This is a genomic window from Pyxidicoccus sp. M6 (assembly GCF_055568925.1).
In genome coordinates, this window is record NZ_CM145714.1 from 10,002,326 (window position 1) to 10,021,528 (window position 19,203).

At 71.3% G+C, this 19,203-nt stretch carries 17 protein-coding genes; 12 read left to right on the top strand and 5 right to left on the bottom strand.

The window, feature by feature from the left end:
* Positions 1 to 145: 145 nt before the first annotated feature.
* The gene (locus tag ACVTJA_RS39230) at positions 146 to 778 is read right to left on the bottom strand and encodes a hypothetical protein (RefSeq protein WP_465828043.1); all 633 of its coding nucleotides are present in this window, start codon (positions 776 to 778) and stop codon (positions 146 to 148) included.
* A 96-nt stretch (positions 779 to 874) separates the two neighbouring features.
* Between ACVTJA_RS39230 and ACVTJA_RS39235 the strand changes: the two genes are divergently transcribed.
* The 6 genes from ACVTJA_RS39235 (at position 875) to ACVTJA_RS39260 (ending at position 6,734) form a co-directional block, all read left to right on the top strand.
* A complete protein-coding gene (locus tag ACVTJA_RS39235) occupies positions 875 to 1,981 on the top strand; it encodes an acyltransferase family protein (RefSeq protein WP_465828044.1) in 1,107 nt (368 codons plus the stop codon).
* Between the two features lie 164 nt (positions 1,982 to 2,145).
* The gene (locus ACVTJA_RS39240; protein WP_465828046.1) at positions 2,146 to 2,802 is read left to right on the top strand and encodes a hydrolase; all 657 of its coding nucleotides are present in this window, start codon (positions 2,146 to 2,148) and stop codon (positions 2,800 to 2,802) included.
* A gap of 48 nt (positions 2,803 to 2,850) precedes the next feature.
* On the top strand, positions 2,851 to 4,707 hold the full coding sequence (locus tag ACVTJA_RS39245; RefSeq protein ID WP_465828047.1) for an amidohydrolase: 1,857 nt from the start codon (positions 2,851 to 2,853) through the stop codon (positions 4,705 to 4,707).
* A complete protein-coding gene (locus tag ACVTJA_RS39250) occupies positions 4,697 to 6,355 on the top strand; it encodes an MFS transporter (protein ID WP_465828049.1) in 1,659 nt (552 codons plus the stop codon). The genes ACVTJA_RS39245 and ACVTJA_RS39250 overlap by 11 nt, the downstream gene beginning before the upstream one ends.
* On the top strand, positions 6,352 to 6,579 hold the full coding sequence (locus tag ACVTJA_RS39255) for a DUF1427 family protein (protein ID WP_465828050.1): 228 nt from the start codon (positions 6,352 to 6,354) through the stop codon (positions 6,577 to 6,579). Before ACVTJA_RS39250 ends, ACVTJA_RS39255 begins: the two co-directional genes overlap by 4 nt.
* Positions 6,579 to 6,734, top strand: coding sequence for a DUF1427 family protein (locus tag ACVTJA_RS39260; RefSeq protein ID WP_465828052.1), 156 nt, complete (start codon positions 6,579 to 6,581; stop codon positions 6,732 to 6,734). The genes ACVTJA_RS39255 and ACVTJA_RS39260 overlap by 1 nt, the downstream gene beginning before the upstream one ends.
* A gap of 69 nt (positions 6,735 to 6,803) precedes the next feature.
* Here the strand turns inward: ACVTJA_RS39260 and ACVTJA_RS39265 are convergent, their stop codons facing one another.
* Both ACVTJA_RS39265 and ACVTJA_RS39270 read right to left on the bottom strand, forming a co-directional pair.
* Positions 6,804 to 7,340, bottom strand: a complete 537-nt coding sequence (locus ACVTJA_RS39265) for an FxsA family protein (protein ID WP_465828055.1) — start codon at positions 7,338 to 7,340, stop codon at positions 6,804 to 6,806.
* A gap of 55 nt (positions 7,341 to 7,395) precedes the next feature.
* Positions 7,396 to 7,896, bottom strand: coding sequence for a hypothetical protein (locus tag ACVTJA_RS39270; protein WP_465828056.1), 501 nt, complete (start codon positions 7,894 to 7,896; stop codon positions 7,396 to 7,398).
* A 56-nt stretch (positions 7,897 to 7,952) separates the two neighbouring features.
* Between ACVTJA_RS39270 and ACVTJA_RS39275 the strand changes: the two genes are divergently transcribed.
* The 4 genes from ACVTJA_RS39275 to ACVTJA_RS39290 all read left to right on the top strand — a co-directional run bounded on the left by ACVTJA_RS39275 (position 7,953) and on the right by ACVTJA_RS39290 (position 11,452).
* Positions 7,953 to 9,251, top strand: coding sequence for a class I SAM-dependent rRNA methyltransferase (locus ACVTJA_RS39275; RefSeq protein WP_465828058.1), 1,299 nt, complete (start codon positions 7,953 to 7,955; stop codon positions 9,249 to 9,251).
* Positions 9,252 to 9,310: 59 nt separating this feature from the next.
* The gene (locus tag ACVTJA_RS39280; RefSeq protein ID WP_465828061.1) at positions 9,311 to 9,826 is read left to right on the top strand and encodes a YkgJ family cysteine cluster protein; all 516 of its coding nucleotides are present in this window, start codon (positions 9,311 to 9,313) and stop codon (positions 9,824 to 9,826) included.
* A 130-nt stretch (positions 9,827 to 9,956) separates the two neighbouring features.
* Complete coding sequence (locus ACVTJA_RS39285) at positions 9,957 to 10,340, top strand: hypothetical protein (protein WP_465828065.1); 384 nt, start codon at positions 9,957 to 9,959, stop codon at positions 10,338 to 10,340.
* A complete protein-coding gene (locus ACVTJA_RS39290) occupies positions 10,337 to 11,452 on the top strand; it encodes a glycerate kinase (RefSeq protein ID WP_465828069.1) in 1,116 nt (371 codons plus the stop codon). The genes ACVTJA_RS39285 and ACVTJA_RS39290 overlap by 4 nt, the downstream gene beginning before the upstream one ends.
* A gap of 135 nt (positions 11,453 to 11,587) precedes the next feature.
* Here ACVTJA_RS39290 and ACVTJA_RS39295 read toward each other — a convergent pair whose 3' ends face one another.
* Positions 11,588 to 12,559, bottom strand: a complete 972-nt coding sequence (locus ACVTJA_RS39295) for a cysteine hydrolase family protein (protein WP_465828072.1) — start codon at positions 12,557 to 12,559, stop codon at positions 11,588 to 11,590.
* A gap of 35 nt (positions 12,560 to 12,594) precedes the next feature.
* Positions 12,595 to 14,037: a nicotinate phosphoribosyltransferase gene (locus ACVTJA_RS39300; protein ID WP_465828075.1), complete on the bottom strand. Its 1,443-nt coding sequence runs from the start codon at positions 14,035 to 14,037 to the stop codon at positions 12,595 to 12,597.
* A 531-nt stretch (positions 14,038 to 14,568) separates the two neighbouring features.
* Here ACVTJA_RS39300 and ACVTJA_RS39305 point away from each other — a divergent pair.
* Positions 14,569 to 15,348, top strand: coding sequence for an energy transducer TonB family protein (locus ACVTJA_RS39305; protein ID WP_465828079.1), 780 nt, complete (start codon positions 14,569 to 14,571; stop codon positions 15,346 to 15,348).
* 176 nt (positions 15,349 to 15,524) lie between these two features.
* On the top strand, positions 15,525 to 19,097 hold the full coding sequence (locus tag ACVTJA_RS39310) for a PAS domain S-box protein (protein WP_465828083.1): 3,573 nt from the start codon (positions 15,525 to 15,527) through the stop codon (positions 19,095 to 19,097).
* Positions 19,098 to 19,203 lie beyond the last annotated feature (106 nt).

The window sequence follows — 19,203 nt, forward strand, 5'->3', positions numbered from 1 at the left end:
ACGCTAACAGCAGGTTTGCAGGAAGCGTTCCGCGTCAATGTGACGCACCCCCACCCGAGCTTTCCGCATCCATCAGGACGCACGAGCCCGGAGGCGCTCCCCTGCCCGCCCGGCGGGCCGTGCCTGCGAGGACAGGGGCGCGCGGCTACCTCGTCCTTCCGCGTGTTTCAGCGAGTACCAGCGGGGCATCGGTCTGGTGCGCCGCGCGCGCTTCCGGCGAGGAGGATGGATGCAGGACGACGGCAGGAACGGAGCGGGAGACGCGGCGCGCGAGGTGGAGGTCCTCCCGCCCCTCTATCGCCGCCGGGCCCTCGCGTCCGACAAGAGCGAGGGTGACACCCGGGGCGAGCCCCCAACGACCGGGCTCAGCGGGGATGAGCGAGGCACCGGGGCGTAGCGCCACGGACCGCGACGCCGGCTCGTCACGTCCGAACACGAAGCGGTCCACGAGGTACGCCACGCCGAGCCCCGTGGCCGTCCCCACTGCATCCCACGCGAGGTCCTTCACGGAGAAACCGGAGCCTCCACTCCGCGTGTCGTACAGCTCCTTGCCCAGCCCCGCTCCCATCGCGAGCCCCGCGCCGGCAATCCACCGCGCCGAGGGCTCCTCGAACAGGAGCGCCCGACCGCCGTAGCCCGCGCCCGCGAGCACCGTACACACGGCGAAGTGCTTCGCCTTGTCGGTGCCCAGCCAGTCATCCCCCGAGGAGGCCCCGAGCGCGGACGTGCCCGGCAGGACGAGGAGCAGGCCCAGAAGCAAACGTCGGGTCGGTCGCATGTCCCAGGCATGTAGCACCAGACAACCTGTCTGGGCGCCTCTCCCATTGTGCGTTTTCGAGACGTGGCCCGCACATCGTCCTATGCTCCGGGTCGCGTGAAACGACCTGCCCCCTCGTTCACTTTCGAGAAGCAGCCCACCCGTCACCCCGGACTCGACGGGGCGCGTGGGCTCGCCGTCTTGGCGATGGTGCTGGGGCACACGCTGGACGCGCTGCTGACACCGGCCGCGCGAGCCCTGCCGTGGGTGCAGCACTACTGGGCCTTCCGCGGCATCACCGCGCCGCTGTTCCTGCTGGTGAGTGGCTGGGCGGTGGTGGCGGCGCTGGGAACGAAGCCCAACGCGGCGCGCGACACCTACGGGCGCCGCTTCCGCCGCTCCCTGCTGCTCATCTTCCTCGGCTACCTGCTGCACTGGCCGGGCTGGGGCGCGGTGCGGGACATGGGCTGGTCGGCCCAGATGCTCTCGCACGTCTTCACCTTCGACGCGCTCCAATGCATCGGCTTCGCGCTCCTGCTGGGCTCCACGCTGCTGGCGCTGGCACCGCCGCGCTGGGGCCGGTCAGTCGTGCTGCTCGTGCTGGCGGTGGGCATCCCGCTGGCGAGCACGGCGATGTGGCGCTTCGGCGCGGGGCTACCGGGGCCGCTGCAGCAGTTCATCGGCAGCGCCGAGGGCAGCCGCTTCCCCTTCTTCCCCTGGGCGGGGTTCTTCTTCGCGGGCGCGCTGGCCGCGCAGGCGCTGCACCTGCTGCGCCCGGGTTGGCCGCAGGGGCTGGCGCTGCTGGCCCTGGGCGCCGGGCTGCTCGCGCTGACGCGGGTGGTGCCTTCCGACTGGGCTCCCACGAGCCCGTGGATGGTGATGTACCGCGTGGGCCAGGGGCTCATGGTGCTGGGCGCGGTGAACCTCGCGCCGCGGTGGCTCAGCGGGCTGCTGGCGCCCTTCGGCCGGCTGTCGCTCTGGGTCTACGTGCTGCACCTGCCGGTGGTCTACGGCTGGGCGGACATCGCGGGCCTGGCCGGACACATCGGCCCCACGCTGAGCGTGCCCGCCGCGCTGGGCGTGGCCGCGGCGCTGCTGGTCGTGTGCGCGCTGCTGGCGCGCTTCGGGCGCTGGTTGCTCGCGCAGGCGCGGCCGTGGCGCGCGGGTTCCACGACACTGGATGCGAGCATCAGTGGCGGAACGCGGCTCGGCACGCGCAGCTGAGCGCGCACCGCACCGCTCGCAACGAGCGACCCGCCAGGTGAGGACGCGCTCCCCCAAACGGGGGAAGACGCCCGGACCCGCATCAGTATCCTGATGCACGTGTTTCCCGGCGGACACCTGTCCGTCGGGCTTCACCCCTCCTCACATCTCACAAGGAAGCCTCCATGCCCAAGGCAACCCCGACCCCGGGAAAGAGCCTCCTCACGCCCGGCGACCACGCGCTCATCCTCATCGACCACCAGTCGCAGATGGCGTTCGCCACCCGGTCCATCGACATCGTGCAGCTGCGCAACAACACCGCGATGATTGCCAAGGCCGCCGCTGGCTTCGGTGTCCCCACCCTGCTGACCACCGTCGCGGAGAAGAGCTTCTCCGGCCCCCTGTTTCCCGAGCTCACGGCGGCGTTCCCCGACGCGAAGGTCCGGGACCGCACGACGATGAATGCCTGGGAGGACTCGCATGTCATCGAGGCCGTCAATGGCTTCGGCAAGGACCGGCTGGTCATCGCCGGCCTCTGGACTGGCGTGTGCATCGTCGGCCCGGTGCTGTCGGCCATCGACCAGGGCTTCAAGGCGTACGTCATCACCGACGCCTGCGGTGACGTCTCCGACGAGGCGCACGAGCGCGCGGTGCAGCGGATGATTCAGGCCGGCGCGGTGCCGATGACCAGCGTGCAGTACCTGCTGGAGCTGCAGCGCGACTGGGCCCGGAGCGCCACCTACGCGCTGACGACGGGCATCGCCTCCACGCACGGCGGCGGCTACGGCCTCGGCATCCAGTACGCCAAGACGATGTTCGGCGGTTCCGAAGGCGGCCACTGAGCGCGCCGCGACGCTCGACCCGACAGTACCCGCAGGAGACTTGCACCGATGGCCGACCTCATTGTCCGCAACGCCCGAATCACCACGCTGGACCGGGACCATCCGGAAGCGACAGCCCTGGCCGTCGCCAACGGAGTCCTGGTGGCGGTGGGGGACGAGCCCTCGGTGCTGAAGCACTCGACGCCGGGCACTCGCATCATCGACGCGCGTGGCCGGCGGCTGATTCCCGGCCTCAACGACAGCCACCTCCACCTGATTCGCGGAGGCCTGAACTACAACATGGAGCTGCGCTGGGATGGCGTCCGCTCGCTGTCGGACGCCATGGCCCTGCTGAAGGCGCAGGTGGCGCGCACTCCGGCGCCGCAGTGGGTGCGCGTGGTGGGCGGCTTCACGGAGCACCAGTTCGCCGAGCGTCGCCTGCCCACGCTCGACGAGCTCAACGCCGCCGCGCCGGAGACGCCGGTCTTCATCCTGCACCTGTATGACCGCGCGCTCCTCAACCGCGCCGCGCTGCGCGCCGTGGGCTACACGAAGGACACGCCGGACCCGCCTGGTGGGCGCATCGATCGGGACAGGGCGGGCAACCCCACCGGCCTGCTGCTGGCCAGCCCCAACGCGCTCATCCTCTACGCCACGCTGGCGCAGGGGCCAAAGCTGCCGCCGGAGTACCAGCTCAACTCCACGCGCCACTTCATGCGCGAGCTGAACCGGCTGGGCATCACCTCGGTCATCGACGCGGGCGGCGGCTTCCAGAACTACCCGGAGGACTACGACATCATCCAGCGGCTGCACGCGTCCGGTGAGCTGACGGTGCGCATCGCCTACAACCTCTTCACGCAGAAGAAGGGCGGCGAGCTGGCGGACTTCGACCGCTGGTCGAAGCTGTTGAAGCCGCTCCAGGGTGATGACCTGCTCCGCCACAACGGCGCGGGAGAGATGCTCGTCTTCTCCGCCGCGGACTTCGAGGACTTCCGCGAGCCGCGTCCGGAGCTGCCGCCAGGCATGGAGGGCGAGCTGGAATCCGTGGTGCGCCTGCTGGCCGAGCGCCGCTGGCCGTTCCGCATCCACGCCACCTACGACGAGAGCATCAGCCGCGTGCTGGATGTCTACGAGAAGGTGAGCCGCGACGTGCCGTTCGACGGCCTGCACTGGTTCATCGACCACGCGGAGACCATCTCCGAGCGGAACATCGACCGCATCCGCGCGCTGCAGGGCGGCATCGCCATCCAGCACCGCATGGCGTACCAGGGTGAGTACTTCGCGGAGCGCTATGGCTCGCAGGCGCTCGCGCACACGCCTCCGGTCCGGCGGATGCTGAACGCGGGCATCCCGGTGGGCGGCGGCACGGATGCGACGCGCGTGGCCAGCTACAACCCGTGGGTGTCGCTGTACTGGCTCGTCACCGGCCGCACCGTGGGCGGGCTGCCCATGTATGGCGACGACAACCGCCTGGAGCGCGAGGAGGCGCTGCGCCTCTGGACGCACGGCAGCGCCTGGTTCTCGCACGAGCAGGACCGCAAGGGGCTCCTCAAGCCGGGCTACTTCGCGGACTTCGCGCTGCTGTCCTCGGACTTCTTCGGCGTCGAGGAAGAGGGCATCAAGGACATCACCAGCGTGCTGACGGTGTTGGGCGGACGGGTGGTGCACGGCACTGGTGAGTTCGGCCCGCTCGCCCCCAACCTTCCGGGCGCCATGCCGGACTGGTCGCCGGTGAATCGCTTCGGCGGCTACCAGGGTGCGCCGATTCCGGCCGCGCGCCTGGGGCTCGCCAACGAACGGAGGCACGTGCACGCGCCCGGTGAGATGTGCAGCGCGCACCGCGTGAAGCCCCCGAGCCGCTCCAACGAGCACGGTGGGCTGTTCAGCTTCTGGGGTGCGCTCGGCTGCGCGTGCCATGTCTTCTGACGCCACCGCCATAGGGACGTCCGCGCCCCCTGCGCCAGCCGTGGGCGCGTGGGCGCCGCTCGGCCACTCCACCTTCCGGGCGCTGTGGCTGGCGGTGCTGGCCAGCAACATCGGCACCTGGGTGCATGACGTCGCCGCCGCATGGTTCATGTCGGAGCGCACGAACTCGCCGCTGATGGTGGCCTCGGTGCAGGCCGCGACGACGCTGCCGGTGGTGACGTTCGCGCTCGTGGCCGGCACGCTGGCGGACATCGTCGACCGGCGGCGCTACCTCATCGTGGTGCAACTGTGGATGCTCGTCATGGCCACGGTGCTCGCGCTGCTGGCGCACGCGGACCGGCTCGACTCGGGGACACTGCTGGTGCTGACCTTCGCGATGGGCGCGGGCGCGGCCATGGCCATGCCGGCGCAGGCCGCGACGACGGCGGAGCTCGTGCCACGCCCGCTGCTGGCACCCGCGGTGGCGCTGAGCTCCATCGGCGTCAACATCGCGCGCTCCATCGGCCCCGCGCTGGGCGGGCTCATCGTGGCGCGCTTCGGCGCGGCGTGGGCATTCACCATGAATGCGGTGTCGTTCCTGGGCGTGGTGATGGTGCTGTGGCGCTGGCGGCGGGTGGCACCGGTCTCGTCCCTGCCCTCCGAGCCCTTCGGCCTCGCGCTGCGGGCCGGGCTCCGCTACGCGGCGCGGGCGAGCGAATTCCGGTCGGTGCTGTTCAAGTCGGCCTGCTTCTTCGTGTTTGCCAGCGCCCTGCCCTCGCAGTTGGCCATCGTGGTCCGCCAGCAGCTCTCCGCGGGTGCGGGCACGTATGGAGCGCTGCTGGGCTGCATGGGCCTGGGTGCCGTCGCTGGCGCCATCGTCCTGCCGAAGCTGCGCAGCCGGCTGGATGCGGACCGGTTGGTGCTGGGCGCCACGCTGCTCTACGCCGTCACCATGCTGACGCTCGCGGCCGTGCGGGACGTGCGCGTCCTCGGGCTGGCGATGCTGTTCAGCGGCGCGGCGTGGATTGTCGTGCTGTCCTCGCTACAGACGGCCGCGCATGTATCGGTGCCCACGTGGGTCCGGGCCCGCGCGCTGGCGCTCTACATCGGGACCTTCTCCGCGGGCATGGCGGGCGGCAGCCTGCTCTGGGGCACCGTCGCACAGCAGGCCGGCACCGAAGTCGCGCTGACAGCGGCTGCCGCGTCGGCGGTGGTCGCGGGATTCTTCTCGCTGCGCTTCCGGCTGAGCGCGGCCATGGGGCGGGACACCTCGCCTTCGAAGCACTGGCCCGCGCCCGCCGTGGCCGGTGACATGGCCCCTGACCGGGGCCCGGTGCTGGTGACGGTGGAGTACCGAATCGAGTCCGTGGCGCGTGACGAGTTCCTGCACCAGTTGCACCTGCTCGGTGAAACGCGGCGGCGCGACGGAGCGATGCAGTGGGGCGTGATGGAGGACGCGGCCGAACCTGGCTGCTTCCTCGAATACTTCCTCGTCGCGTCCTGGATGGAGCACCTGCGCCAGCACGAGCGCGTCACGAACGAGGAGAAGCGAATCCAGGACGCGCTCCGCACGCTGCATCGCGGTGCGCAGCCTCCGGTGGTGCGCCACTTCGCCACCGCCTCGCCATCCACATCTCGCAACGTCACCTTGGAGGAGGACCTGCCTTGAATCTGAAACTGTTCATCGGACTGCTGCTGGGCCTGGGCATCGGCTTCGGCTGCCGCTGGCTGGGCATTCCCGCCCCCGCGCCGCCGCTGCTGGCGGGCGCGCTCCTCGTGGTCGCGATGACGAGCGGCTACGTGGTGACGGATGCGTGGCTGGCGAAGCACCCCGCGCACAGCAAGGTCAACTGTGGCGGGCCCACGGGTGAGACGCGGAGGACGCGCGCGTGATGATGGCGATTGTCGGACTCGTCCTCGCGCTGGCCATCGGCGCCGGCTGCCGTCTGCTCGACATCCCTCTTCCGGCGCCGCCGAAGCTGCAGGGCGCGCTGCTGGTGCTGGCGATGACGCTCGGCTTCGTGGCCGGCGACTACCTGCTGCGCTGAGCGGGCCTCCACGGGACGCCTCGCGGCGTCTCCCGCTGAGCCAGGGGACACCCGCCGTTCAGCCAATCCTCAGTGCCTCGGCTCGTCCTCGGAGAACTCCGCGTCCACCTCGGCCTGGGATTGCTGCCGCTGGCGCGACGGCGCTCCGGGGCCCTCATCGAAGACGCTCCCGGAGAACGGCCCCGCACTGCTCGGACCACTGAAACCGCCGAAGCCCACGGTGGTGACGCGCACCGCGCCGTCGCGCACCTTGCGCTCCAGGGACTTCCGCACCCGCGCGGCCACGAGGCGGCGCGTGGGAGGCAGCAGCAACAGCAATCCCACCACGTCGGTGAACACGCCCGGCGCCACGAGCAGCGCGCCGCCCACCAGCACCAGCGCGCCACTGAGGATGCCCTCCTCGGGCACCTGTCCGCGGGCCATGGACTCGCGCCAGCTCCGCATCACGCGGCTGCCCTCCCGCCGGGCGAGCCACGCGCCCACCAGGCCCGTCAGCAGCACCATGGCGAGCGTGGGCACGAAGCCCACCTCCCGGCCAATGGCCAGCAGCAGGTACAGCTCGATGAAGGGCACCACGGTGAAGGCGAGCAGGAGGTACTTGAACACGCCCCCACCCTAACGCGCCGCCCCGCCCCGTGCCGGACAACCGGCCCCGCGCCGCTCAGCTTCCGGCGAGATTGGACAGCAGCCTGTCCACCACGACGTACAGGGCGAACAGCACGCCGATGGCGATGAGGATGAGGCGCCCCGACGGCAACATGCTCGACGAGTCCCCTGTCGCCGAGGGACTCGGCACGCTCATGACTTCCGACATGCCGGCCACGTGCCCCGCGTACCACGCGGTCCGCATGTACTGCTCCACCACCACGCCGTCGTCATTGGCGCCCAGCGAGCGGCCGAGCTGCGGGTCCACCAGCCGGGCCCCGGCCTCGGCGGCCAGCGTCGCCGCCTCGGTCACCACCTCCCGCACCAGGTCCGGCCGGTCCGACAGCGGCACGCGCAGCTCGGTGGCCACCACCTGGCCGCCCTCCCGAAGCTCGGCCACCTCCACCTCCCCGCCGCGCAGGCGCCAGACGCGCAGGCCGTCCGGGCGGGCGGCTACCCGCCGTTCGGCCAGCAGGGCATCCACCCGCGCCGGCTCGTAGGGTACGCCCGGCGTCATCGTTTGGAGGAGCAACTCGTATCTCACGCGGGTTGCGAGTATACGCCGCCAACGCCATGCCCACCTCCCCCAAGCCCCCGTCTCCCCACCGCGCTGGGAGGCCCTCCTCCCCGCCCCAGGGCCGCAACCGCCCCCACGCCCGCCCGGAGAAGCCCGCCCCGGACCGCACCACGCCGGACATCGGCCCGGACGGCCTCCCCCAGGTGTCGCTGGTGCGCCGGGGCGTCGAGCGCTGGCAGGCCGGCCACCCGTGGATCTACCGCGCCGACCTCAACGGCGACCCGGCCCTCGCGGGCGGCGAGGTGGTGCGCGTGGTGGACGGCCGCGGCTGGTTCCTCGGCAAGGCCTTCTATTCGAAGCAGTCGAAGATTTCGCTGCGCTGGCTCAGCTTCGACGACGTGGCGGTGGACGCGGACTTCTTCCGTCAGCGCCTGCTGGCCGCGGACGAATTGCGCCGCCGCGCGCTGCCCGGCGAGAAGACGTACCGCCTCATCCATGGCGAGGCGGACGGGATTCCGGGCCTCGTGGTGGACCGCTACGGCGACTACCTGAGCTGCCAGTTCCTCGTGCCCGCGACGGAGCAGCGCAAGGCGCTCTTCGTGGACCTGCTGGAGCAGCAGTTCCACCCGCGCGGCATCATCAACCGCTCGGACGTGGGCGTGCGCAACCTGGAGGGACTCACGCCGGAGAAGGGCCTGCTGCGGGGTGAGCTGCCCGGCCCCGTGTCCTTCGACGAGGGCATGGTGCGCATGCGCGCGGACCTGCTGGAGGGCCAGAAGACGGGCGCCTTCCTGGACCAGCGGGAGAACCACGTCATGGCGGCGCACTACGCGCACGGCGAGGCGCTGGACTGCTTCGCGTACGTGGGCGGCTTCGCGCTGCAGCTCGCCACGCGGGCGAAGCACGTGACGGCCATCGAAATCTCGGACGCCGCGGCCGGGCTGATTCGCGAGAATGCCGCCGCCAACAAGCTGTCCAATCTGGACGTGGTGGTGGCGAACGCCTTCGACTTCCTCCGCGACGCGGTGGACGAGGGCAAGCACTTCGACACCATCGTCCTGGACCCGCCGTCCTTCGCGAAGAACAAGGACGCCATCGCCTCGGCGCTGCGCGGGTACAAGGAAATCAACCTGCGCGCCATGCAGCTGCTCAGGCCCGGCGGCATCCTCATCAGCGCGAGCTGCACGTACCACGTGGACGAGCAGGCGTTCGAGGACATGCTGGCCTCGGCCGCAGCGGACGCGAAGCGGCGGGTACAGATTATCGAGCGGCGCGGCGCTGGGAGGGACCACCCCGTGCTGCTGAACCTGCGCGAGACGCGGTACCTCAAGTGCTTCGTCCTCCGCGTGCTGTAGAGGACACCTGACCGGGCACGTCGACCCCGGCCCGGGAGACGTGCGAGAACACCGGAGACATGCGGACGCGGGACTGGGACGAGCAGGACGACGACGCGCCGGCGGGGGGCACGCGGGAGCGCGAGCGGGCACTCAAGGAGGTGCGCACCGTCTACCGTCAGGCGGACGCTGCGTACGCCCCCTTCTCCTGTCCGGCCAGCGGCGAGTGCTGCCAGCTCGCGCGCACCGGCCGCCAGCCCTGGCTGTGGCAACCGGAGTGGGAGCTGCTCTCCCGGGGCCGCCCGCTGCCCCCGCCGCGCGAGGACGGAGGCTGTCCGTACCTGGATGCGACGGGCAAGCGGTGCAGCGTGTACGCGGACCGGCCCTTCGGCTGCCGCACCTTCTTCTGCGAGCGCATCCGCGGCCCCGTGCGCCAGCCGGCTGAAACGGTGGGCGCACTGCTGGAGCGGCTGGAGCGCATCTCCCAGCGCGTGGCCCCGGCCCTGAAGGCGCCGAGGCCCCTGCTGGAATGGCACGCGGAGGCCTGGGCCGATGCGGCCCCCCACGCGCCGCCCGGGGGGGCCTCCACGCCATGATTCCGTGCCTGGACTCACGGCTACTCAGCAACTCCGGAATACCTGTGTCCCTGGCGTGCGGAACCGCGGATCCGAAACGCCCGCGGAGTGGTAGACCTGCACTCACGCCATGGCCGGAGAGCGAAGCGCGATGAGGGCGGCAGGAAAGCGTCGGTGGCTCATCGCATTGCTCGTGTTCGCCGGCTGCCGGGGCGCGGACGGGGCCGTCGTCAACGCGCTCATCAACACCAGCATCGCCATGGGCAGCGCCGCCGCGCAGCGCGCCGCGGGAGGCTGCTACGCCACCTGCCCCGTGGGCACGGCGTGTGACGCGGTCACCGGCTACTGCGAGCCCCTGCCCTGCCGCGGCCGGTGCAGCGCCAGCGAGCGCTGCGTGCAGCTCGGACTCGAGGAGCGGTGCGAGTCGCGCGCCGTGCCGGAGGGCGGCCTGGACGTGCGGCCCGCCCCGCCTCCCGCCAACACTTCATCGACGCCTTCGGACGCTCCCAGGAAGGACCCGGTGCCCACCCCGTGATTTCTCCCCGCTGGCTCGTCGCACCTCAGGAGTTCAAGGGCACGCTCACCGCCGCCGAGGCAGCGGAGGCGATGGCCAAGGGCATTCGCGAGTGCTCACCGGAGGTGGTGCTGGACATCGCCCCGCTGGCGGACGGCGGCCCGGGCACCGTGGACGCGCTCCTCGCTGGCACGCGCGGTGAGCGCCGCACGCAGGTGGTGCAGGGCCCGCTGGGCGCGCCCGTGGAGGCGCACTGGGCGCTGCTGGAGGACGGGCGCACGGCGGTGGTGGAGATGGCGGCGGCCTCCGGCCTGTCGTTGCTGCCCCCCGAGGCACGCGACGCGCGGCGCGCCTCCACGTACGGCACCGGCGAGCTGATGCGCGCGGCGCTGGACGCCGGCTGCGAGCGCCTCATCGTCGGGCTTGGCGGCAGCGCCACGACGGACGGAGGCACCGGCGCCCTGTCCGCGCTGGGCTACCGCTTCCTGAACGCGCAGGGACAGCCGCTGCCTCCCGGAGGCGCCGCGCTCTCCCGTCTCGCCCGGGTGGATGCCAGCAGGCGCCACCCGAGGCTGGGCTCGGTGGAGGTGCTGGGCGCCACGGACGTCACGTCTCCGCTGCAGGGGCCGGACGGTGCCGCGCGCCTCTTCGGGCCGCAGAAGGGCGCGGACGCCGCGGCGGTGGAGGAATTGGAAGCGGCGCTGGCGCACCTCGCATTCGTGGTGGGTGACACGTCCGCGGGCTGGCCCGGCACGGGCGCGGCGGGAGGCTTCGGGTTCGGGCTGGTGGCGCTGGCGGACGCGCGACTGGTGCCCGGCTACGAGCTGGTGTCTCGCGCGCTGGGCCTGGAGCGCCGCGTGCTGCTGGCGGACGTGGTGCTCACCGGCGAGGGCCGCTTCGACCGGCAGACGTCCCTGGGCAAGGGCCCGGGTGGAATCGCCCGGCTGGCCCGCGAGCACGGCACGCCGGTGGTGCTCTTCGCCGGTACCGTGAAGCGCGAGGACGGGCTGGAGCTGGACCTCTTCCACGAGGTGGTGGAGCTGGCCACGCAGGCCCATCCGGAAGACTCGCCCTCGAAGACGCTCTGCGAGGCCGCGGCGCGGTGGTGCGCGGGGCGGCTCAAGGGGCGATAGAGGCACTCACTCGGCGTCGACGCTCTTCCAGGCCTCCTCGAAAGCGGTAGGGCACAACCTGGAGGCCGGGAACAACGGCGCAATGTTACCTCATGGAGGCAACACCACCGCCGCCCCGGAGCCGGAGGGAGCGGTTCAGCCGTCGAGCGGGTCCGTCGTCTTCACCACGCGCATGCCGGCGGCTCGGAAGTCCTGGAGCGCGGCGTCCGCCACGCGGGGGAAGTCCAGCGCGGGAGGCAGCGGGTCCAGCGGAGGCGCGGGCACGGGGCTCATCGCGTCCTCGAGGATGAAGATGCGCCCCATCTTCGAGCGGTCCGTCCGCTCGATGTGCTGCTTCAGGTCCTGCAGCGTGGACAGGACGCAGTGGGACTTGGCCTGCCCGAAGACGTACACGCGGTCGAACGACATCAGGTGCTCGAAGAGGCGCGTGTTGAATTCGCCCACCTTCTGCCCCTTCACCTCCGTCACCTCGGGGGAGAGGACGGAGTAGTTCTCCGTGAGGGGGTGCTCGCCCTTGAGCTCGAAGTGCGTGGGCGTGTCGCGCACGAGAGCGTGGAAGAGACTGGCCTCGTAGACGGCGGGCACCAGCGCGTGGCTGAGGCCGCCGAGGAGCGCGTGGTAGGGCCAGATGGTGAGCACGTACCGGCCGCTGGCCTCCAGCCGCTCGCAGTAGGCGAGGCTCTCCTCCGGGTAGCGGGTGGCCTGCCACTTCCCGGACCGCACGTCCGCGGCCGTAATCACCGACAGCGGCGCGGGAGGCCGCCCTTCCGCGTCGCGCCACCAGGCGGGGTGGAAGATTTGGAACGCCCGGTGGGTGTCGAGCGAGAAGACCAGCTCGGTGATGCGGTCCAGGTGCGAGTAGAGGAAGCGCAGCGCGCGTTGGGTGTCCTCGACGGCGCCGGGGACGAAGAGGCTGGCGCCGGGAGTGCAGAAGGCCACCTGCACGTCGATGCCGAAGGCGGCGATTCGGAGCTTGTCCTCGCGGGCGGGGCGGATGCGGTGCTCGGCGGCGTAGCGGCGGGCCTCCTCGGCGACCTGGGCGCCGCGCTCCAACTGGAGCTGACCGGCGCGCGCGTCGTCATGGAAGCGGGGCATGGGCAGGGGCATGGCGTCCTCGGGATGACCTTCGCGCGAAAAGGTGCTCAGCGGCCGCGGGGGAAGTGGCGCCGCGTCAGCTCCTCCACGAGCGCCTGGGTGGCCGGGGTATAGGCGACGCGGGCGTCGGTGGCGGACTCATGCGCGCCGACGAGCGACGGCGCCTCGGACGCGCTCTCCATGAGGGGGAAGTAGCCCTCGGGCACCGGCTCGCCCTCCTGGCCGACGAGCCCGATGGGCCCGGAGCCATGGCGGCGGCGGAAGAGGACGGGCGTGCCGGGGATGCTCTGCTTGCCCTCGGCCAGCTCGTTGCCGAACTTCATGACGGGCGTGTGGCCGGTGCGAGCCAGCTTGTAGATGGCGGCGACGCGGTCCCGGGTGAAGGGGCAGTCCATGGTCCGCGCGACGATGTGGCCGCCGTAGCCGTAGAACTGCGCCGTCGGCTCCCAGCCCACCTGGCGGCGCAGGTCCTCGAACTCGCGGGTGGCCTGCGCGTCCAGGCCGTCCTCGAGGATGTTGACGGGACGGACGCCCGCGTCGCGCGCGCGGGTGACGGCGTAGAGGTACTGGAGCTTCTTGTTGCCCGAGTCGAAGCGGATGGAGTCCTGCGCGGACGGGTCCTCGCGGATGAGCTGGAAGGCGGCGGGGATGCCGGAGGTGAGCGTGTCGAAGGTGTCGAGCAGGTAGCTGGAGCGGCTGGGGCGGCGCTCGCGCATGGCGCGGAAGGCGGCCTCGTCCGAGCCGTAGCGCTGCACGTGCTCATGGCCCATGGTGCCCACGGGAATCATGCCGAGCTTGCGCGCGCCCTCGACGTTGCTGGTGCGCTGGACGCCGGCCTCCTTGCAGGCGCGCAGGGCCAGCTCGTGGTGCTCCTGGCAGGTGGCGGCGCGCAGGCCCACCTCGAAGATGCGCGAGGGGTCCTCGACGATGTCGACGAGCTCCTTCACGGAGGCGCGCACGCGGCGCAGGTAGCCCTCGGAGTCGACGGTGATGGGGACGGGCTTCACGCCGACGGCGTCGAGCGTCTCCAGGGCGATGGCCTTCTGCTCCTCGCAGGTGACGGTGGCGAGGGCGCGCGCCAGCGTGTCGCGGTCCGAGAGCGCCTGGGTGGCGACTTGAATGCGGTAGTTGAGCTGCAGGAGCAGCGGCTCCACCCAGGACACGAGCGCGGAGGGGCCGGTGACGGTGAGGATGGGCTCGCGCGGGTAGAAGAGCGCGCCGCGGGGAATGGCGCGGACGGTGAGCCTGTCCTTGCGGAGGATGGCGGCCTTGAAGCCGACGCCCATCTCGTAGTCGTAGCGGGCGAGGAACTCGTAGTCCTCGGGCTTCGGCTCGGGGATCAGCGCCTTGACGAAGGCGGCGAGGTCCAACGGCATGACCTGGAGACCGCCCTTGCGGTGCGAGTAGTAGAAGGTCTCCTGGCGCAGGGGCCAGCCGGCCTCCGCCATGCTGAACTTGTAGCCATCCGTCGCGAGCAGCGAGGTCGCCATCCTGGGTGTACTCCTCCGTGTAGGACGAGCCTAAGCGCGGGAGGGTGCACTTTCCTACCCTTCCTCCCATTTCCACCGCGGATTGACGGGCGCGGCGAGGGGGCGGGGTTAAAAGCAGGGGCCATGTCGCCGGCTCCCCCTCGACGACTCCTCCCAGCGCTCGCGGCCAGCCTGGGTGTCCATGGGCTCCTGTGGTTCCTCCTGGGGCTGGGAGAGCCGCGTGAGGTGCACCGGGCTCCGGAGCCGGTGGCGGAGGTGGCGTCCCCTGTGGAGTGGGTCGAGGTGGAGGTGGCCGGGTCGCCCATGGCTGACACCCGGGTGGCCCCACGACCGCCCGAGCCGCTGGCGGCGCCTCTTCGAGTCCGAATCGCACAGCGGCCACGCACCGCTCCGTCGGCAACTCATGTCACTCCGTCCCAAGAATCACCCAGGCCGCCGCCCCCTGCTTCCGACGTTCCGATAACGGACGCACCTCGCGCCGACCTGCTGCCCACGGACCTTCCCCGTGCGGACCCCACAGGTGCGCCCCTGTTGCTCGCGGCGCGCGTGGTGACGCCGCGCACGGACCAGGACTCGCCAGTGGCCGTGCTCGACGCGGGAGTCCCGGACCCGCACGCGCCGCCCACGGCGCAGGACCTCGTGCAGGACCTCGTCGCGGAGGGCGTCGGCCGGGGCAAGGTGGAGCGCGGGCTGGTGCACCCGTACTTCAGCCAGCTCGGCAAGGCGCTGCTGAAGGTCTGGGACGCGGACCGCTCCGTCAAGGAGCACGGCCTGCAGGGCTACTTCGACATGGGCCTGGAGCGAAGCCGCGCGTTCTCGCGCATCTGGCTGGAGCGCGCGGAGAACTACGGCGCCTCAGGCGCCTTCGGCACGAAGGACGCACCGGAGTCCGACCGGCGCCGTCCCGTCAGCACCGTGGGAGACACCGCGCTCCGCGCCCGCCAGGAGATGCGCGCGAAGATGCGCGAGGAGTTCCGAGCCACCCGCCGGGCCACCATCCGCGTGGTGCAGGACGCGCAGGGCCAGCTCCTGGACGTGAGGCTCGTGGACCCGAGTCACCAGCCGGAGGTCGACCAGGAAGCCGTCAAGGACGTGCGCGCCGCTGCGGAGAAGCTGCCTCCGCCCCCACCCGAAGCAGTGAGTGGCCGGGAGCGCATCGTCAGCCTCTGGCAGTTCGAGCTGATCCTCTCCATCAGCCCGCCCATTCCCACGTTCACCTTCGAGTTCGACGAAGCGCTCGGCTTCATCGACACGCGCATGCCGCTGGACCGCCGCATCTACAAGCGCGTGCGGCTGCTGGAGGTCCGTTAGACAAGCGCTTTGACTGCCGCTCGAGCATTCAGCGGGCCCAGGCGCCGTCCGCGCGGGAGCGGGAATGCCCTCCCCTGTCCGCCCGCTGGTACGGCAGGGGAATCTCCCGTCCGCGCGCTGGCATCTCCATCATCGGATGGAGCCGTTGTCTCCACCTCCGGGGGAGGAATGCCGCCGTGAATCTCGAGACGCATCAGCCCGAGTCCCAACCGGCCTCGCTGGTGGACGTGCTGGAGGCCCGACATGACGACATCGTCCACCACTGGGTGGAGCGGCTGCGCGAAGAGCTGGCCCCGACGCCCCGCTCCCAGGGCGTGCTGGAGGACCACATCGGCGACTACCTCCAGAACCTGGCGGCGGTGCTGCACCGGGCCGGGCGGCGGGGCGACGCCGCGGTATGGGAGGAGAGCACCGAGGCCCGGGAGCACGGCCGCCAGCGCCTGCGCATCGGCTTCGACCTGGGAGAGCTGGTGCGGGAGTACGGCCTGCTGCACGAGTGCATCCTCGACTCGGTGGAGCAGACGGGCGCGCGCGTCACCCTGGCCGAACTCCGCACGCTCGCCTCCCTCATCGTCCACGGCATCGCCGAGGCGGTGGACGAGCACACCCTCCAGCGCGAGGCGGCGCGGCGGCTCGACGAGCTCCGGCTCCAGGAGCTGTTGGACCATGCCCCCGTCGCCATCTACGCCAAGGACACCGAGGGACGCTACTTCGTGGCCAACCGCCACGCGCAGGAACTGGTGGGGCGCTCGCGCGAGGAGATTCTCGGCCGGGACGACCGCTCGCTCTTCCCCCCGGAGACCGCCGACGCGTTCCGGGCCAACGATGCCCAGGTCCTGGCCGGCCACACCCGTGTCACCGAGGAGGTGGTGCACCGGCCCTCTGGGCCGCGCACGTACCTGGCCGTGAAGTTTCCCCTGCCCGGGGACGAGGGCACACCCGCGGCCATCGGCGGCATCTCCACGGACATCACCGAGCGCAAGGAGGCCGAGAACGCCCGGGCCCTGTTGCTGCGCGAGTCCGAAGCCCAACTCGAGCGCCTGGGCGCGCTCTTCCAGCTCTCCTCGGTCATGATCTTCGTGATGAAGGGGCCCGAGCACATCGTCACCCTGGCCAATCCCTTCTTCGCCCAGCGCCGCGGCCGGGACGTGGTGGGCAAGCCCCTGCTCGAGGCCATTCCGGAGCTCGTGGAGCAGGGCTACGGCGAGCTGATCGACAACGTCTACCGCACGGGCAAACCCATCGCGGGCAACGAGGCCCCGGTGTGGGTGAACCCACCCGACGGAGGGCCACCCGATGAGGCCTTCTTCAACTTCGTCTACACGCCCAGCCATGGGCCGGACGGCCAGGTGGATGGCGTCGTCGCGCACGTGGTGGAGGTGACGGAGTGGGTTCGCACGCGCCGCAAGGCAGAAGAGGCGCTGGCGCTGCTGGACACCCTGCTCACCACCGCCCCCGTGGGGCTGTCCTTCCTCGACCGCGACCTGCGTTACGTGCGCGTCAACCAGATGCTGGCCGACATGAGCGGCGTGCCCACCGGGAAGATATTGGGCAGCACCGTGAACGAGGTCGCTCCCGACATGGCCGGCCAGCTCGAGCCCATCCGCCGCCAGGTGCTGGAGACGGGGCAGCCGGTCTTCGGCCAGGAGGTGACGGTCACCTCCTCCACGACGGGCGGAGAGGTCCGTCACTACCTCTTCAACCACGCCCCGGTGCGCAACCGGGCCGGCGAGGTCATCCTCGTCGCCAGCGCGGTGCTGGACATCACGGAGCGCAAGCGCGCCGAGAACGCGACCGAGGAGCGCTTCCGTCTGCTGGTGGAGGGCGTGGAGGACTACGCCATCTTCATGCTCGACCCCGAGGGCCGGGTGACGAGCTGGAATCCGGGCGCCGAGCGCATCAAGGGCTGGAAGGCGCCGGAGGTCCTCGGCCGCTCCATGTCCCTCTTCTTCCTCCCCGGAGACGTGGTGGCCGGGGTCCCCGAGGAGGCCCTGCGGCTCGCCGGCGCCGAGGGGCAGTACCGCGCGGACATGCCCCTGGTGCGCAAGGACGGCAGCCGGTTCTGGGCGGACATCCTGCTCACCGCCCTGCGCGACGAGCAGGGGAACCCGCGAGGCTTCGCCATGATTACCCGCGACATCTCACCGCGGCGGCAGGCCGAGGAGATGCTGCGCGCGACGGCCCAGCGGCTCCAGGCCATCCTGGAGACGGCGGTAGATGGAATCCTCACCATCGACGAGTGGGGCCGCATCCAGAGCATCAACCCGGCCACCGTGCGCATCTTCGGCCATCCCCCCGAGCAACTGCTCGACCGCGACATCCGCGACCTGGTGCCCGAGCCCCACCTGAGCGGCACCCTCCAACCGGGGACCCACAAGCTGCTCGGTGGCGGGCGCGAGGTGCGGGGCCGGCGCAAGGACGGGAGCCTCTTTCCGCTGGAGCTTTCCGTCAGCGAGACCCGCCTGTCGCAGGGACGCATCTTCACTTGCATCGTGCGCGACATCACCGCGCGCAAGCACGCCGAGGAGGCCCAGGCCCTGTTCGTCCAGGTGGGCACGCTGCTGTCCCAGTCGCTCGACGTCCCCATCACCCTCAAGAGCCTCGCCTCGCTCGTGGTCTCCCATCTGGCCGACTACTGCCTGGTGGGCCTGCTGGGGGAGGACGGGCGGTTGCAGCGGTTGGAGGTGGCGGCACGCGAGCCCGAGCGTCAGGCGCTCATCCGCCGCTCGGTGCCCTCTCCCCTCCACCTGGGACACCCCAGCGACATGCTGCGCGTGCTGGAGAGCGGCGTGCCCCTGGCCGAGCCGGAGCCCTCCCCCGAGCAGCTGGCCGCCCTCGCCTGTGACCCGGAGCACCGGGCCCTCCTGGAGACGCTCGGCCTGAAGTCCTTCCTCCTCGTCCCGCTGGTGGCCCGGGGCCGCAAGCTCGGCCTCATCTCCTTCGCCTGGAGCCAGCCCCGCCCCACATGCGCCACGACGGACCTGGAGGTGGCCCGAGGCGTGGCCGATCGCGCGGCCATGGCGCTCGACAACGCGCGCCTCTACCAGGAGGCCCAGGACGCCATCCGTGTGCGCGAGGACGTGGTGGCCATCGTCAGCCACGACCTGCGCACCCCCCTCAACGCCATCAGCTTGTCGGCCACGAGCCTGCTCAAGCGCGAGGACGCGGACGAGCGAACGGCGAAGGCCGCCAGCCACATCCGAGCGGCGTCGGACCGGGCCAGTCGGATGATTCGGGACCTGCTCGACTTCAACCAGGCCCGCATGCGGGGCATCCCCATCCACCGCGTGCCCCAGGACTTCCACGAGCATGTCCTGCGCGTGGTGAAGGAGGTGCGGCTCGCCCATCCGGACCGGTACATCGCGTTCCACTCCAGCGGCGAGGGGCGGGGCGAGTGGGATGGAGATCGCCTGGCCCAGGTGGTGACCAACCTGGTGGGCAATGCGCTCCAGCACAGTCCGGCCGACTCACCCGTGCGCGTGTCCACCCGGAGCGAGGACTCGAGCCTCCTGCTCGAGGTGCACAACGAGAACGCAGGTCGCGCCATCCCCCCGGAGGTGATGTCCAACCTCTTCGAGCCCTACCGGCGGGGGCCCGAGGCCGGGCCGGGTCAGGGCAGCCTCGGCCTGGGGCTCTTCATCACCCGGCAGATCGTCCTCGCTCATGACGGGGGCATCGACGTGCGCTCCACGCCGGAGGAGGGCACCACCTTCACCGTGCGCCTGCCGCGGCTCTCGGGCCCGCGGTAGCGCCTCAGCGGCGCTCCGCACCTGTCACCGCCTGCAACGGGTGACAGGGAGCAATGGGCCAGGTCCAGGCAGCAGGTGCAACTCCAGAGCAGGTCAGGGTCTGCCC

Bases quoted from the DNA above. Each gene is read 5' to 3' on its own strand.
- ACVTJA_RS39230 (WP_465828043.1), bottom strand. From the start codon at position 778: ATGCGACCGACCCGACGTTTGCTTCTGGGCCTGCTCCTCGTCCTGCCG.
- ACVTJA_RS39240 (WP_465828046.1), top strand. From the start codon at position 2,146: ATGCCCAAGGCAACCCCGACCCCGGGAAAGAGCCTCCTCACGCCCGGC.
- ACVTJA_RS39245 (WP_465828047.1), top strand. From the start codon at position 2,851: ATGGCCGACCTCATTGTCCGCAACGCCCGAATCACCACGCTGGACCGG.
- ACVTJA_RS39250 (WP_465828049.1), top strand. From the start codon at position 4,697: ATGTCTTCTGACGCCACCGCCATAGGGACGTCCGCGCCCCCTGCGCCA.
- ACVTJA_RS39260 (WP_465828052.1), top strand. From the start codon at position 6,579: ATGATGGCGATTGTCGGACTCGTCCTCGCGCTGGCCATCGGCGCCGGC.
- ACVTJA_RS39270 (WP_465828056.1), bottom strand. From the start codon at position 7,896: ATGACGCCGGGCGTACCCTACGAGCCGGCGCGGGTGGATGCCCTGCTG.
- ACVTJA_RS39275 (WP_465828058.1), top strand. From the start codon at position 7,953: ATGCCCACCTCCCCCAAGCCCCCGTCTCCCCACCGCGCTGGGAGGCCC.
- ACVTJA_RS39280 (WP_465828061.1), top strand. From the start codon at position 9,311: ATGCGGACGCGGGACTGGGACGAGCAGGACGACGACGCGCCGGCGGGG.
- ACVTJA_RS39285 (WP_465828065.1), top strand. From the start codon at position 9,957: ATGAGGGCGGCAGGAAAGCGTCGGTGGCTCATCGCATTGCTCGTGTTC.
- ACVTJA_RS39295 (WP_465828072.1), bottom strand. From the start codon at position 12,559: ATGCCCCTGCCCATGCCCCGCTTCCATGACGACGCGCGCGCCGGTCAG.
- ACVTJA_RS39300 (WP_465828075.1), bottom strand. From the start codon at position 14,037: ATGGCGACCTCGCTGCTCGCGACGGATGGCTACAAGTTCAGCATGGCG.